We start from the raw sequence: 15,602 nt of genomic DNA, 5'->3' as shown, positions 1-15,602 counted from the left end.
TTTTTGCAGCCCTTTGATTATTATAAAGTTTCAACAAAATAATCTACTTCAATAAATTTTTCAAACTCGCTGTCATCTTCCTGTGCTAATTGAAATTGTTTGACAACGCCTGCAATTTTCATTTTAGTTTCAGGTAATAAGCCAGCATCTTTATCATGTGCTACCAAAACCCTGTTTCCAGTGGCTTCATCCTTAATTTCGTAAACAATATATGTTTCGCTGATTGGAATGAGGGTAAAAACATCAATAACAGGAATTGAAATATAACCTGAAACAACTCCTTCCCCTTCAATTTTTCTCGGAGTTCCAGTGATAATTACTCCGGTACCGGGATTTAATGCTTCTACAGCTTGAACAGATTCCACAAATTCTGGATTATATTTGGTAAAGTTCTCAGACAGTCTGTCATCAAATCTACCTTCTATTTCCTGCTGCTCACGTTCGGTCAATCCGGACATTGCCAATTTTAAAAATAGAACAGCTTTTTGTTTTGGAAGCCTCACTCCTGCCACTTTGGAAACCTCAGACTGAGATATCAAATCATCATCCGCTTTTGTGAAAATATTGTAATACTCCGCACCATTATCCAATGAATCAATCGCTTGACTCGCACTTTTAAATAGAGATATCTGTTCCATTAATTTGTTTATTTTGATTATTTAAATTTAATTATTTTTAGCCGCTAACACAAGTGGCTGGCGGAGCCAGCAAACCCGACTAAACCTTCTTTGCATTAATCACATGCGCTAGATGATGGTTACAATGCCAAGCATAAATACCTATGGCAGTTTCTATATCTAACCTTTTATTCGATTCTGGATTGATAAATTCTCTTTTAAGTTCCTCTCCCTTTAAATTAGAAAGTAAAAAAGCCCATCTCGCATGCAACCCCTCTAGAATCTTGATCGAACTTTCTATTGGCATCTCACTATCTGCCAGATTAGACCATAGGTCTTCCTTATATGGCTTAATTATAGGAGTCTCTTCGGTCAAGGCTAATTTAAATCGAATAAAACTGTTCATGTGACTATCGGCGCAATGATGGATCAATTGCCGAATCGTCCAACCGTCGGGTCTATAAGTTAACTCAAGATCTTTCACCGATAGTTTATTGACCTCATTTTTTAAATACTCCGGAAATTTAGCAATGGTATTTATCCATGACTTAATAATTTCATCTGTAATTATCTCAGGCTTTGAGAATTTCCCAATTGGATACCTCAGTTTTTCTAGTTGATCTTTCATAAAAATCTTTTCTCTTTATTTAGGTTTATGCCAATTTTCATCAAAATATTGAATATAGGCCATAAATTGTGAGTCAGGTTCTGCATTCTCGACTACAATCTTGCGCCAAGCATCAAAATTGACCTTATCCTTAGTATGAAAATAACTTTGGGCCATATTGATAGCAACCTCAGCGATATGATCCTTGTCAGCTGTCAGACTGATGGCTTTTCTATATGCTTTTTCTGCTTCAGGAAGGTTGTTGAGATGTTTTAAGGAAAATCCCAATTCCCGATAATACCAAAAATTTATAGGATCATTTTCAATCGCTTTATTCAACACGATTACCGCTTTATAAAAACTGCCAATTGCATTATAAGCATATCCTAATTCAAATTCCAGCCCAGGATAATGGGGATCTTCAATATAAGCCTGTTGCAAAATCTTCAATGCTTTTTCACTCGCCCCAGCACCATTCATTAAGGAAGCCCTGCGAATCCTGTTCTCTATAAAATCACTGTTTTCCAACTTATAGTTCTTGAGCCATTCAGGTTGTGGGTCTAACTTAAATTCTTTCACCTTCTCGTCAGGAAGGATTGCTACTGGAAATGTATTAATGTCCAGCCTATTTTTAATCGTAGTAGTATCCAACCTTGGAAGCCTTTCGAATTTATTGTTTTTAAATTCTAGTTCACCAGCATAATCAAAGGTATAACCAAACTGTGGGTCAAAATATATAAATCCCAAAGCATAGGTGTTCTGTTTATCTTTTTTGTCAAATACAACCCACTTGTCCTCAGCATCATAAAATTTTGTGTCAAAAGACAATTTCTGTGCAAAGGCAATATTGATAATGGATATAAATAGAATAAGGTATTTCTTCATGCTCGATCACTTTATGCTAAATTCGACAATAAATCAGGAATAAATAAATGGAAAAGGATTTTTAATGCTTTTTAACAAAACTAAAAGGTAGGGTAAAGAGTTGTGTATTGGGTGTAAATGCAAGTTTCTTTTTTAATTCAAGAAATAGGTTGGCTTCAAACAAATCAAAACCGTTCGCTCCGCTCTCTGTTTTGTTGTTTCTGGATGTAAAGGATAGAAATGTCTAGATGAGATGGATGATATGAATAAAAGGATGAAATCAGGGGACTAATGAAACACAGACAAAGTCTAAATACTAAATTCCCAATACCTTATACTAAATGAAGATCTACGGGATTGGTTCAGCCGCTCCATCCCCGCACTCCTACCCTGAACCATCCCTTTTTGGGGTTGGCTTCAAACAAATCAAAGCCGTTCGCTCCGCTCTCTGTTTTGTTGTTACTGGATGTAAAGGATAGAAATATCTAAATGAGATGGACGATGGGAATAAAAGGATGAAATCAGGGAAGTATTGAAAAGCGGACGAAGTCTAAATACTAAATTCCCAATACCTTATACTAAATGAAGATCTACGGGATTGGTTCAGCCGCTCCATCCCCGCACTCCTACCCTGAACCATCCCTTTTTGGGGTTGGCTTCAAACAAATCAAAGCCGTTCGCTCCGCTCTCTGTTTTGTTGTTTCTGGATGTTTTGCTCAAACAAGTTTGGCAAAACCCCAGAAACAACAAAACCCGACTGACGTCGGGCTTTGATTTGTTTGGCGGAGAGTGAGGGATTCGAACCCCCGAACCTGTGACAGTTAACGGTTTTCAAGACCGCCGCATTCGACCACTCTGCCAACTCTCCGCGACAAAAGTAGAAATTTTTAAACTCCTTCCAAAACCTTATTTTTATTAGCCTGAAAATGAGTATGATTATTTTTTAATAGGGTGTTTTTTTTATTATAAATGGTTAAATAAGCAGATATATTAAAACTTTTCGTATTAAATATTCTTTAATCCTTATAAATCTAATACATCAAAATTAGTCATATGAACATTGAAGATAAAATCCTTGAGTCAGCACTTAAACATGGGAAAGTTATAATTACTGATGAAATGGTAGAGTATTACAAAAATAACCCCAATGAACTCGACGCAATCATAAACCAATCATACTTCCAAACCAAGTTCCTGCAATATTTCTTCGTATTAGGATTGGTACTAACAATTGGTGTTCGGCTTATGCGTTACTTATTCCAAGACAATGAATTGGGCGAGTTTGTTGACCGAATCATATTGGATGTATTGTCCGAAATCGGAATAGCTGTATTTGGAGGAGCATTAACAGCTTATTTCCTTGAATTCCTGAGAAAAAAACATTTCCAAGAAAGTGTTTTATTCAGAAAAGAAATGAAAAAACGAATTGAAGAATCTAAATTTAAATAATCATATCCTATTGATTTTAAGTTTTTTAACACCATTCATGAATCAGCTAACTAAATTTTAAAATATTATGAATTCTTATAAACCAGAAAACTATAATTCACTTTCACCCTACCTAATTGCAGATAATGCTGAAAAACTTGTTGATATTTTAATTAAAATTTTCGATGCTAAAGTTCTTCGGAGATACGATCGCGGAGATGGAAAAATTGGGCATATTGAATTAAAGCTAGACGATTCAATAATTATGTTGAGTGATAGTACTAAAGATTATCCTGCTCAAAAAACGATGCTACATATGTATGTACCTAATGTTTTTGAAACCATGGATATAGCACTTGATTTGGGATGTGAGTTGATCGAAAAACCTATAAACAAAGAAGGAGATTCAGATACTAGAGGTTCATTTTATGACCATGCAGGAAATTATTGGGCAATAAGTACACAGACAAAGCCTGGGTAAATGTGAATGTCAAAATTATAAGGATACTTATAAAAATTGTAATTAAAATAGGGCAATCTCTCGTCTGCCCTATAATTCTGTTAATTCTCTAATTCTGGTCCATTCTGGTCCATTCTGGTCCATTCTGGTCCATTCTGATCTATTTTTTAGTTAACTCAATCCATTTTCCAGGATCAATTTCAAACTTCAGGGTATTTCCAATAATCTCAAAATCCATTTCTATTTCACCCAATTCATTGATTACGCCTCTATTGGTTTCTACATTGAAGTTGTAAGTACCGTCCCAATCATTAGGGTCATAAAAACCTTTCATTTTTCCACCTTCAAGAAATTCGAACCTAATTATAGTGTTTTCAGCACCACCAACAATACCGCTTCCCTCCCATTTCGTACCTACAATATTGATTTCTTCTTTATCGCCTTCAAATTCATCTTTAGCACAAGAAGTAAAGGATAACGTAAATAACACAAGTACATAAATTAAATTTTTCATAGAATATATTAATGTTTATATAATTTGATTTATTTTAATTCAATATTGATGCCAAATAGGTAGTTGGCATTAGAATGATTAACTTGCTATTAAATATCTGATTATATGTTAATGGTCAACTATCACAATAGAATTTTTAGGACAGTGAGCAATTCTGAAAATGGTGAAACAAGTTCTGAAACTGAATTTCATTACAAACAGATTGGTAATATAGTTTTTGCTGAATATTTTGGCGGTTCGATTAAGTATGGTCACCTCTTAGGATTAGTAAGTGAGTATGGTACCATTGATATGAAATATCATCAGGTTAATATACAAGGTGAAATAATGACTGGAACCTGTGAATCTATACCTGAAATATTGGATAATGGAAAAATAAGATTGCATGAATCCTGGCAATGGACTTCCGGAGATCTATCCAAAGGAAAATCTATTGTGGATGAACAGTAGCATTAAAATAATTTACCTGAATTAAGAAAAACATATATGAGTAACCTTGAATTACCAAATAAAGAACTACGAAAAATCATTGAGGATTTTAGAAATACCCAAGATACATCGCTTTTGGATAGTTTTAAGACAGAAATAAAACCCACTCCAGATGGAAAATGGAGTTATGATGTCAATGCTTGGAATCGTGCATTGTTGATTCTAGAACTTTTCAATGAAAGCTCTATTAACGACAAACCACTGATCAAATGGCTGTTGGATGAAGAAATCAAAACACAGGAATACGAATTATCCTACTACGCATTAGATGTCAATGCGTTCTTGCTTTATAAATACATGGATTTTGAGGATGTCTATCAACTTTTTGATGCCAAGTTTAGTTATGGTAATGTTTATCATCTCGATGTTGAGCTGATTTTTGGTCATGATAAAGAGGAAATGAAAGATTTTTTGAAATCTGACGAGCAAAACCAACTTGCTCCAATGGTGTTAGATACGATATTGAGTTATGAAAATAATCCTGACGCTAAATTTAAATCAAAGGATGAATACATTGCTTATTATCAAAACCGAAAGATCAAACATATTATGAATGATCTTGAGGCAAGTGAAAAATATATGAGGACTGGGAAGAATTAATTTACTTCAATTCCTCTTGTATTTGTTCCAATGATTTTCCTTTTGTTTCTGGCATCGACATGATAAAGAAGAATGACACGACAACCATAATCGCATAGAACAAGAAGATATAAAATCCGCCACCGGCGATATTCTCTACGATTATTGGGAACACCCATGACACCAAGGCTGCCATGACCCAATGGGTCGTACTGCCCAAGGATGTGCCTTGTGCTCGTACAGCATTTGGGAATATCTCTGAAATAAATACCCAGATAACGGCTCCTTGCGACAATGCAAAACAGGCTATAAAACCAATGATATAATACAATAGGAAATCCGAAGCTCCTGATTTAAGGCCAAATGCCGCTAAGATCAAAAATATGAACATTCCGACCGCTCCGCTCAACAATAGCTTCTTACGCCCATATTTATCGATAATACTCATTCCTATTAATGTAAACAATAGATTGGTACCTCCTATAAATATGGGTTGCAGAAATGCCAGTTCACGGCTAAAACCTGCCATTTCAAATATCCTTGGTGCATAGTAAAGAATAGCATTGATTCCTGTCAACTGATTAAAAACTGCCAATAAAACAGCATAAATAATCGGTTTTCGATATTTTGACTGGAATAATGGTTCTTCTTTTTGATCTTGGGAATCCAATGAGTTTAATTCAGTGGTTGATTGTCCTAAGCTTTCAAAAACAACTTTGGCTTCTTCTTTTTTACCGGTCAACCATAACCAACGTGGGGAAAATGGGATTGTATTTAACAGGATTAAAAACAGCAATGAAGGGATTGCCATTATCCCCAGCATATAGCGCCAAGCATCATCTCCAAAATTTGCGAATAGATAATTGGTCAAAAAAGCAATGAAAATACCACTAACAATCATAATCTGGAACATGCCAGTCATTCTGCCACGAACCTTGGCTGGTGCGATTTCAGCGATATACAATGGCCCAACTACTGAACTCACTCCTACAGAAATACCTCCCAACAGTCTGAAAAATAAAAACATATACCAATTAAAGGAAAGGCCACAACCAATAGCCGACAGTAGGTACATGACTGCTACAACTTGGAGAACACGTTTTCTGCCATATTTTTGGGCTGGTTTAGCAGCTCCAATTGCGCCAAAAATGGTTCCTATTAAGGAAATTGAAACCGTAAATCCATGCCAAAAGGAATTTAAATCCCAAAGTTCCTGGATAATCCGTTCTGCTCCAGAGATTACAGCGGTTTCAAAACCGAATAAAAAGCCACCCAAGGAGGCGATAAAAACATATTTCCAAATCTTACTCATAGTTCGTAGGTTGATTGATAATTTTAAATTATTTCTCCTCAGGGATTGGGTCGAAATCTACTAATTTTGTTGGATCATAAATCGCAACTGCAACTTTTGAATCGGCACAGCCATAGTATAAAAACCATTTCTTTTGATAATAAGTCAATCCTTGGATAAAAACCGTTCCATCCTTATATTGGCCGGATTTTTCAAATGCTTCCATGGGTCTTAAGAATGGCACATCCAATCGCTGAAGAACTTCTGTTGGGTCATTTTTGGAAAATAAAACTTGACCAGCACTATAGGTTCCGATATTAAATCTTGGATCGGCGATTAATTTATCATCATGGTTTTTCCCGTTGTAAAGTAATAAAATTCCTTTATCAGTGATAATTGCTGGAGGACCGCACTCAGTTAAGGCAGAATCGAAATAGCCTTCCCTTGGAATAATAAATTTCGCTAATTCTCCCTTTTCATTTAACACTGGTTCCCAGTTGATTAAATCAGTAGAGGTTGCTCCTGATACCCCGTGTTCACCCCAATACATAAAATATTTTCCGCCAACTTTTGAAATTACAAGCTTATCATCTTTCAACTTCGTAACGATAGAGGCTGATTTATGGGGTTCATTGAAAACTTTTTGAAATTTTGCATTCCTGAAAATTGGTCCATGCTTTTCCCATGTGACCAGATCTCTGGAAGTCGCTACGCCAAGTCTGGGGATTTTTCGGTTCCACTGCGTATAGAATACAACATAGGTGCCATCTTCTGTTACTGCTAGTCTAGGGTCTTCAATTCCTCCTGGCCATTCAAATTCCTTCTGTGAGTCATCACCAGGAAATAAAACGGGTTCTTTCCTTCTTGTAAAATGGATACCGTCCTTACTCTCTGCCAATCCCAACCGCGAGGTTCTAAAGCCGATTCCAATTCCGAATTTATCTTCAGCACGATATAAAACATATACTTTACCGTCTTTAACCACAGCACCTGGATTGAAGGTATCATTCTCCTCCCAACGAACCAATGAATCATTCATAGGATCCATAAATGTATTTGTAGATTCCGGCTCTATAATTGGGTTTTTCCCTTTTGGCCTTTCAAATCCACCTAGGGTCCAAACAAAATCTTTGCTGGAGGCGGTATCTGGTTTTGTAGAGATGCAACTCGTGAGCAGGAAAAATATGGCTATTAAACTGTAGTTAATGGACATTCTTTTAAGTTTTAGTTGGTTAGTATCAAAAATGATAAATCGCTTTAGCATTTTCAATACTCTAATATAAAACTAAAATTCTTTTCTACAGCAGGAAAAATAAATATTTAAATGCTTACAACAGCATCATTTATAACGACATAAATATTCGAATTATATTCTTTTTTGACTAAATAAAGGCCTGTGAATTTACCGAATGCTGGCATTGTAAGCACTTTATCTTTCAAATAAAAGCATGGCAATTTAAAAGATTGTCTTGCTCCGGCATCAATTAAACATCCTGGATGGATATGTCCAACGATATTGTACATATAATCAGGTAATCCGACAATTGGTTCATGCGAAAGGACGATACCTTCAGACAATACTACTTCTTCGATCAAACGGAGGTTCATATTGTAGAAATGATTTTCTGTAAGGATATCATGGTTCCCTTTGGTCAAGGTACATTTTATGGATTGATTCCCTATCGAATTGACATAAGACTTTAATTTTTCCCAATCGGAATTCCATTCCGAATGAAAAAGATCGCCTAGGAATACGATTTCTTTAACATCCAATTCCTTGATTAGCGTGCTGAGTCTGAGGAATTCTTCTTCAATATCTGGTGCAGGAACAAATAGACCTTCCTTTCGGAAATGGGTTAATTTTCCCAAATGCCAATCTGAAATAATCAGCATAAAATACTTGGGAATATAAATTACCTTTTGAGGCAACAAATAAAGCTCCAACCCATTTAATTCTATCCTTTTAGCCATCCAACAATTGCATCTTTAATTTTTCGAGGCGACTTTGCCAATCTTCATTTGAATATCTTTCGCGGAAAGATTCTGCAAAGATAGGGAATGCGAAGGGAGTTAATTTATTGGGTTTGGAAAAAATAATCTTATGCTTGGAGATTCTTTCAAATGCGATTTGCATCCTTCCCTCTTCTAACTGAAAATCAAAGACCTCATCATATGCTTCTCGAAGTAGTAAGTTACCTGGATCATATTCTGAGAAAACCGAAAAAAACAAACCTGCATTTGCTTGTAGATGTTTGCTTTTCATTTGTTTTCCTGGAAATCCCTGAAATATTAGACCTGCAATTCCGGCGATATCACGAAATCTTCGTCGAGCCATTTCTTGTACATTGATTCCAGAATTGATATCCTGATGCAGGTGTTGCGGACTGAATAATTGTTTCAGCAATTTTTCGTCGATTGGATATTCTGTTTCCGACAACAATTCGATGCCATATTCATTGGTTGCTATTGAAAAAGTAGTGGGTTTAATTAAGCTCAATCGATAGGCTAATACTTGAGCCATGCCCTCGTGAACCAGTTTCCCTTCAAATGGATATAGGAATAGATGATAGCCATATTTGGTCTGAATATATTCAACCAGTAATTCATCTTCCTTAGGTAATGCAGAAAGTGACTCCTGCTCTTTGAATAGGGGTTTCAAAAACTTGATTTCAGGAGAAATTCCTTGAGTTTTATGGATGCTTTTGAAACTATGTCGAATTGCAATACCCAAATCTGGAGAAATGGCAAACCTACCTCCCATCCACGACGGAACGACTCCTTTTTTCTTTTCCGAAGGTTTTACGATAGCATCGTTAGCCATGATTTGGACAAGCTCCAATTGTCTGCCTGAAAACCAAAAAACATCCCCAATATTCAGCTTTGAAATAAATGACTCCTCAATCGAACCTAGATACTTTCCAGACCGGAATTTAACACGCATCATTAGGTCGGAAACAATTGCGCCGATGGACAATCGATGCCGCATTGCCAATTTCCGTGAAGTAACTTTATATTTGCCATCTATCAATACTAGGCGATGAAAATCATCGTAAGCTTGTAAAGTAGAACCACCATGAATCAAGAGCGCCATGCATTGATCAAATTCTTCTTGAGTAATTGATTCAAAACAATGCGTTTGAGCTACTTCCTGTAATATATCGTCTGCATAAAAACCATCTCCGACAGCTAAAGTCATCAAGTATTGTATTAAAACATCAAATGAACGAACATAAGGGATTCTGCTTTCTACGATTTTTTCCTTGACAGCAAATTTTAAGGAATCACCCTCGATTATCTCCAAGGAATTTGTAGGAACATAATAGATTATGGATGTAGCATCGGGTCTATGACCGGATCTTCCTGCTCGTTGCAAAAATCTGGCAATCCCTTTGGGAGATCCTACCTGAAGCACACAATCAACAGGTCTGAAATCGACTCCTAAATCTAAGCTACTGGTACATACGACTGCTTTTAACCTTCCTTCATGTAAAGCTTCCTCCACCCAAGTCCTAACTTCATCACTCAATGAACCATGATGAATAGCCAATAACCCAGCAAATTCAGGGTAATATGTGATTATCTGTTGGTACCAGATTTCAGCTTGTGATCGTGTATTTGTAAAAATAAGGGTTGTTTTATATTGGTTGACGATGTCAACGACTTTATCTAAAAGTCTGATTCCCAAATGTCCAGCCCAGGGGAATTTTTCCAAATTGTCAGGAAAAACTGTTTGAATGTCAATTTTTTTATGAATATCAGCCTTTATCAAAGATCCTTTGGTGCCTGGTCCTAAAAGAATATCTTTCGCTTCTTCTAAGTTTCCAATGGTTGCAGAAATTCCCCAAATCTTGAGGTTAGGGTTAATCGCTTTTAGTCGGCTCAATGCCAATTCAATTAATACTCCACGTTTCGATCCTAATAACTCGTGCCATTCATCTATGATGATAAATTCAAGATTTTTGAAATAATCTTGACCTTCTTTTGTTGCTAAAATAAGATGGACACTCTCGGGGGTGGTAATCAAAGCTTGTGGAGGGTTCTTTCTTTGTCTTTGTCTGTTGGCTACGGTTGTGTCACCTGTTCTTAACTCTATTTCATAATCCAGGTCCAAGTCTTGGGAAACTTGAGAAGTTGCTTTATAAATCTCTTTTGATAACGCTCTTAAAGGTGTTATCCAGAGTGTATGCAAGGTTTTCTTTTTGTTTTTTTTCTCTTGCATAGCTTCCTTGGCATAATATTGTGCTAAAACACCAAACCAAATAGCAAAGGTTTTACCATAACCTGTAGGTGCATTCAATATTCCAGATTCACCATTCGCCAAAGCTTCCCAACATTTCTGTTGGAACTCATGTGCTTGCCATCCTTGATTATAAAACCATACCTCTGCAAATTCGTTTTTCATAGTGCCACCGATAGAATATGAAATTAAACAATTATCAATATCTAAATAACTTTTTGTGAAGTAAATTGTTATCCAAAAAAAGAAAGTATAATTATGGCAAATAAAAAAGTAGGAATATTTGTAGGAAGCTTAAGGAAAGAATCTTTTAACCGTAAAATAGCCAACTACCTAGTTTCAATTGCTCCGGAAGGGTACGATTTTGAAATCATAGAGATTGGACAACTTCCCTTTTATAATGAGGATTTGGACAACGGGAACCCTCCTGCAGAGTTTGTAGATTTCAGAAAGACAGTTTCAGGATTGGACGCAGTATTATTTGTCACACCTGAATATAACAGAAGTGTACCTGCAGTATTAAAGAATGCTGTGGATGTCGCTTCTAGGCCATACGGTAAAAATGTTTGGAATGGAAAACCAGGTGCTGTTATCAGTTCATCTATCGGTGCAATTGGTGGATTTGGAGCAAATCATATTTTAAGGCAGTCTCTAGTTTTTATCAATGTACCAGCAATGGCTCAACCTGAAGCATATATTGGCAATGTAGCCGCTAACTTCGATGATTCTGGAAAATTAACTAAAGAAGATACTCAGAAGTTTCTAAAAGATTTTATCAAAGCTTTTCAAAGCTGGGTAGAAAAATCATTGTAATTGCCCCTTATAGTAATGGGTAAATGTATGTATTTCGGCAGGATGATCCTCAAATCATCCTGACGATATTTTTAAAAAATTATTTCACCAAAAAATTCCGGCAAATGGAAATTCGGTTTTGAATTTTCAATATTATTCCAAGCAAGGAAATGAGGGTTTGGAAGCCCATCTCCACATTTATAGAAATTTGCTGCAATGGTTTTTCCTTCAATATCTGCAATTGTCAATCCAAACAAGGAGAAAGGAATGATCAATATTTGTTTCCAATTTTTTCTGCCATTCACCGTTTTTATTTGTGAAATTGCATCAACGGTCAAAATCTCCTCAGCACTTAATCTATTACGACTAGATTTTTCAGCAGTGCCATATCCAATCAAACCGGTGCCCAATACATTGAATTCCAAGTTATAATAAGTTTTTCGACCATCAAAAGAAACAAAAAACTCAACGCAACTATCTTCCCAAATGTTTTCATTAGGACGGATAAATTCTCCTTTTACGAATTCTTCATCAATATCATAATGCAGATAAATACCATTTTGATCATAGGCAATTTGAAATTTGGCTTGCGGAGTGTATGGGTATTCCGCTTTCCAGGGAGCTTCGTCAATTGCATTCCAATCCAACTCATTTAATTCATTGGCTAAATTCGAATAGTCCAATTCAATGCCGGTAAAGTCTAATTTCTTAACAGTTCGTCTTTTCATATTAGTTAGACATCAAGTTCTCTGCTAATATATCAGTTAATTTTTCATTATTTACTTCTAATTCATGAACTAATTTTAATTGTGCTTTAGTTCTAACTAGATTGTGTTCGGGATAGGCTACTTTGTAATAAGTATCGCCATTGATATAGTCTGTCAAAAATCTAACTGCTTGCATATAAGGCAAAAGGTGTACAGCAGGTATCAATGATTCAACTTCAGTTTCTGTAAGGAAATCTTTAGCCTCTGATAAATAGCCAGCTGTAAACGATTGGAACAATGGAATATTCAGGACTATTTTGGAAACATCAGCTTCATCTTCAGCGGCAGAATTGATAATCGTGCGAATTGCATCACCAAAATCGTAGGCAACATATCCTGGCATTACAGTATCTAAATCAATAACGCATTGTACATTATCATCTTTGTCTAACAGAACATTGTTGAATTTAGTGTCATTATGGGTAATTCTCAGTGGTAATTTGTTTGCTCTGCCCAATTCCAATATGGTCCGCATCTTATCTTCTCTTTCAAAAATATAGTCCAACAAATCCTGAACTTCAATTACACGGTTAACTGGATCTTTTGTGATGGCATCACGCAAATTATTCAATCTGAACTCAATATTATGGAAGTTAGGAAGAATCTCCACGATTTTCTTGGGGTCAAGGTCACTTAATTGCTTTTGAAACTGACCGAAAGCCATTCCTCCTGAAAATGCTTGTTCTTGAGTTTCCAGGATATCATAGCTCCTGGTATCTGGAATTAAATGAAATACACGCCAATAATCACCATGATCATCTTGATAATAGTTTTTATTATCGTGCGTTTGTACAATGGTCATGGTTCTTTTCTGCACTTCTTTATCTCCAAGGTGTGCCAATTTTTCCTTTAAATGGTTGCAAACCATTTCAATATTGTTCATCAATCCGTGAACATCTTGAAAAATATGGTGATTGATCCTTTGGAGTAGGTATAGATTATAATTGGTGCTGTCCGTAGTAATCTTGAAAGTATCATTGATATGCCCTGAACCAAATGGAATAGAGTCTAAAATTTGCCCTTCTAGTTTAAAATTTTGCGCCGATCTGATGCTGTTTTCAGTTTTCTTGGTTGACATTACTTCACTTTTCATTCAAAAATACTATGTAAGTAATGCAATATCTATAATCAAAATCAATAAATAAAATATTATTTTTAATCAAACGGTTGCATGATTTAAAACTATTCAACATGCCAACAGTTTTATTAATTCAAGATATAACATTGCTTTAAAAACAATTTAAATCAAGTTTTGACAAGAATATTTCGTAATTTGGAACATCTTTAGCGATTAACACCCTATATGGTCACGGAAATAATAATAATTCTCATACTAATTGTATTAAACGGAATCCTCTCCGCATCTGAAATTGCCATTGTATCTAGCCGAAAAGCACGTTTGCAGGCTGCTAGTGCGAAAAACAACGGTGCAAAAACAGCATTAGAACTTAAAGAAAATCCAAATAACTTCCTATCAACTGTACAAATTGGAATTACGTTGATTGGTATTTTGACAGGTTTTTTCTCAGGCGGTTCCATTTCAACTTATATTGCAGAAAAACTTAATAAAATAGAAACCTTGGCTCCTTACAGCAGTCAAATATCAGTTATATTGGTGGTTTTGATGATCACTTACCTCTCATTAGTCATCGGGGAATTAGTTCCCAAAAGAATTGGAATGGCAATTCCTGAAAAATATGCTTCATTTATAGCATTACCAATGAATGTGTTGAGCAAGATTGTGAAACCCTTTGTTTGGTTATTGAGTGTGTCAACCGAATTCATTGTCAAACTCTTTAATATCAAGGTCAACCAAAATGCGGTGACAGAAGAAGAAATCAAAGCCTTGGTGGATGAAGGGGTAGACAGTGGAGCTATTGAAGGCATAGAACATGATATGGTGGATCGCGTACTTAGCTTGGGAGATAAAAAAGCTATCAATCTGATGGTCCACAGAAGTAAAATCACTTATTTGGATATTCAAGATAGCTTTGAAGAAAACAAAGCTTGTATTATAAAAGATGAACATACTGAATATCCGGTTTGTAATGGAAATTTTGACCATGTGATTGGAGTTGTCCATGTGAAAACCTTGTTTAAGGAGTACTTGACAACACGAGAAATGGATTTAACAAAATTAGTGACTCCAATTCCATTTGTAAATGAAAACACCTATGCTTATAATGTTTTGCAGACTTTAAAATCTGCTAAAGTATTACAGGCAGTGGTGGTTGACGAGTATGGCAGCCCGCAAGGGATTATTACCATGACAGATATCGTAGCATCCTTAGTCGGAGGATTTGATTCACCCGAAACGGAAGAAAAGAAAACAATCCGTAAGCGTGAAGATGGAACTTTTGTTATTGATGGCAGTTTCCAATTGGATGATTTCATCGAAATGTTCAATCTTGATCTTACGGAAGACGATGAAGATGAAATCGGAAACCTAACAACCGTAGCGGGATTGGTATTTCTTCTGCTAGATCATATACCAGAAGAAGGAGAAAAAGTTGTCTACAAGAATCTTGAGTTTGAAGTATTAGACATGGATGGACATAGAATCGACAAATTGAGCCTTAAAGTAAAGGATGTTCCCTCTGATGAAACCGCAAATATTGATTGATAGGTATCATTCAAAAAAAAGGCGCAGAAAGATTATGAGGGCACTGAAAAAGTCCTCTTTTAGAATGGGCTAAAAAAAGGAGTGGAAAACAACAGTTTTCTGCTCCTTTTTTCGTATCTTAAAGTAGGCTTTAACGGACATCAGGATGCTTTCTACCCAACAAAAAATTCAGTTCAGTTCCTATTCGGGATTGTACGATATCATTGTTCCAAAAGACAATCTACTTCGCAAAATCAACGATCTTATCGATTTCAGTTTTATACATGAGGAACTTTTGGAGAAGTATTGCCAGACCAATGGGCGTACAGCAGAGAGCCCCATCAAGATGTTCAAG

Annotated in this window: 16 protein-coding genes, 1 tRNA gene and 1 pseudogene; 7 read left to right on the top strand and 11 right to left on the bottom strand. The window is 35.8% G+C overall.

The window, feature by feature from the left end; all coding sequences use genetic code 11:
* Window positions 1-20: 20 nt before the first annotated feature.
* From CRT24_RS09780 to CRT24_RS09765, 4 genes are all read right to left on the bottom strand, one after another.
* Complete coding sequence (locus CRT24_RS09780; RefSeq protein ID WP_099371055.1) at window positions 21-638, bottom strand: hypothetical protein; 618 nt, start codon at window positions 636-638, stop codon at window positions 21-23.
* A gap of 79 nt (window positions 639-717) precedes the next feature.
* The gene (locus CRT24_RS09775; RefSeq protein WP_099371054.1) at window positions 718-1,245 is read right to left on the bottom strand and encodes a YfiT family bacillithiol transferase; all 528 of its coding nucleotides are present in this window, start codon (window positions 1,243-1,245) and stop codon (window positions 718-720) included.
* Between the two features lie 15 nt (window positions 1,246-1,260).
* Entirely contained in the window at window positions 1,261-2,109 is an 849-nt protein-coding gene (locus tag CRT24_RS09770) for a hypothetical protein (protein WP_099371053.1), read from the bottom strand.
* A gap of 759 nt (window positions 2,110-2,868) precedes the next feature.
* Window positions 2,869-2,956, bottom strand: a tRNA-Ser gene (locus tag CRT24_RS09765).
* A 185-nt stretch (window positions 2,957-3,141) separates the two neighbouring features.
* Between CRT24_RS09765 and CRT24_RS09760 the strand changes: the two genes are divergently transcribed.
* Both CRT24_RS09760 and CRT24_RS09755 read left to right on the top strand, forming a co-directional pair.
* On the top strand, window positions 3,142-3,537 hold the full coding sequence (locus CRT24_RS09760) for a hypothetical protein (protein ID WP_099371052.1): 396 nt from the start codon (window positions 3,142-3,144) through the stop codon (window positions 3,535-3,537).
* Window positions 3,538-3,604: 67 nt separating this feature from the next.
* On the top strand, window positions 3,605-3,997 hold the full coding sequence (locus CRT24_RS09755) for a glyoxalase/bleomycin resistance/extradiol dioxygenase family protein (RefSeq protein WP_099371051.1): 393 nt from the start codon (window positions 3,605-3,607) through the stop codon (window positions 3,995-3,997).
* A gap of 139 nt (window positions 3,998-4,136) precedes the next feature.
* Here CRT24_RS09755 and CRT24_RS09750 read toward each other — a convergent pair whose 3' ends face one another.
* Window positions 4,137-4,490 carry a hypothetical protein gene (locus CRT24_RS09750; RefSeq protein ID WP_099371050.1) on the bottom strand — a complete coding sequence of 118 codons (354 nt, stop codon included), beginning with the start codon at window positions 4,488-4,490 and terminating at the stop codon, window positions 4,137-4,139.
* Window positions 4,491-4,601: 111 nt separating this feature from the next.
* Between CRT24_RS09750 and CRT24_RS09745 the strand changes: the two genes are divergently transcribed.
* On the top strand, window positions 4,602-4,940 hold the full coding sequence (locus CRT24_RS09745) for a n-acetylglutamate synthase (protein WP_099371077.1): 339 nt from the start codon (window positions 4,602-4,604) through the stop codon (window positions 4,938-4,940).
* A 36-nt stretch (window positions 4,941-4,976) separates the two neighbouring features.
* The gene (locus CRT24_RS09740) at window positions 4,977-5,579 is read left to right on the top strand and encodes a hypothetical protein (protein WP_099371049.1); all 603 of its coding nucleotides are present in this window, start codon (window positions 4,977-4,979) and stop codon (window positions 5,577-5,579) included.
* Between the two features lies 1 nt (window position 5,580).
* Here the strand turns inward: CRT24_RS09740 and CRT24_RS09735 are convergent, their stop codons facing one another.
* From CRT24_RS09735 to CRT24_RS09720, 4 genes are all read right to left on the bottom strand, one after another.
* Window positions 5,581-6,870 (bottom strand): sugar porter family MFS transporter, encoded by a 1,290-nt coding sequence (locus tag CRT24_RS09735; protein WP_099371048.1) that lies wholly within the window; start codon window positions 6,868-6,870, stop codon window positions 5,581-5,583.
* Between the two features lie 28 nt (window positions 6,871-6,898).
* Window positions 6,899-8,062, bottom strand: coding sequence for a glycoside hydrolase family 130 protein (locus CRT24_RS09730; RefSeq protein WP_099371047.1), 1,164 nt, complete (start codon window positions 8,060-8,062; stop codon window positions 6,899-6,901).
* Between the two features lie 107 nt (window positions 8,063-8,169).
* Window positions 8,170-8,820, bottom strand: coding sequence for a ligase-associated DNA damage response endonuclease PdeM (gene pdeM / locus CRT24_RS09725; RefSeq protein ID WP_099371046.1), 651 nt, complete (start codon window positions 8,818-8,820; stop codon window positions 8,170-8,172).
* Window positions 8,813-11,251 carry a ligase-associated DNA damage response DEXH box helicase gene (locus CRT24_RS09720; RefSeq protein WP_099371045.1) on the bottom strand — a complete coding sequence of 813 codons (2,439 nt, stop codon included), beginning with the start codon at window positions 11,249-11,251 and terminating at the stop codon, window positions 8,813-8,815. The genes pdeM and CRT24_RS09720 overlap by 8 nt, the downstream gene beginning before the upstream one ends.
* Window positions 11,252-11,344: 93 nt before the next feature.
* Here CRT24_RS09720 and CRT24_RS09715 point away from each other — a divergent pair, with 93 nt between their 5' ends.
* Window positions 11,345-11,899: an NADPH-dependent FMN reductase gene (locus tag CRT24_RS09715; RefSeq protein ID WP_099371044.1), complete on the top strand. Its 555-nt coding sequence runs from the start codon at window positions 11,345-11,347 to the stop codon at window positions 11,897-11,899.
* A gap of 71 nt (window positions 11,900-11,970) precedes the next feature.
* Here CRT24_RS09715 and CRT24_RS09710 read toward each other — a convergent pair whose 3' ends face one another.
* Together CRT24_RS09710 and CRT24_RS09705 are read right to left on the bottom strand one after the other, a co-directional pair.
* Window positions 11,971-12,606: a carbohydrate-binding family 9-like protein gene (locus CRT24_RS09710; protein WP_099371043.1), complete on the bottom strand. Its 636-nt coding sequence runs from the start codon at window positions 12,604-12,606 to the stop codon at window positions 11,971-11,973.
* Between the two features lies 1 nt (window position 12,607).
* The gene (locus CRT24_RS09705; RefSeq protein ID WP_257214013.1) at window positions 12,608-13,738 is read right to left on the bottom strand and encodes a phosphotransferase enzyme family protein; all 1,131 of its coding nucleotides are present in this window, start codon (window positions 13,736-13,738) and stop codon (window positions 12,608-12,610) included.
* A gap of 210 nt (window positions 13,739-13,948) precedes the next feature.
* Between CRT24_RS09705 and CRT24_RS09700 the strand changes: the two genes are divergently transcribed.
* On the top strand, window positions 13,949-15,268 hold the full coding sequence (locus CRT24_RS09700; protein ID WP_099371042.1) for a hemolysin family protein: 1,320 nt from the start codon (window positions 13,949-13,951) through the stop codon (window positions 15,266-15,268).
* A gap of 145 nt (window positions 15,269-15,413) precedes the next feature.
* A pseudogene (locus CRT24_RS09695) lies at window positions 15,414-15,602 on the top strand (IS5/IS1182 family transposase); the annotation flags it as partial.

Origin of the sequence: Sphingobacterium sp. 1.A.5 (assembly GCF_002734235.1) — a bacterium.
Lineage (GTDB): Bacteria > Bacteroidota > Bacteroidia > Sphingobacteriales > Sphingobacteriaceae > Sphingobacterium > Sphingobacterium daejeonense.
This window is presented reverse-complemented; position numbering and strand designations above follow the sequence as displayed.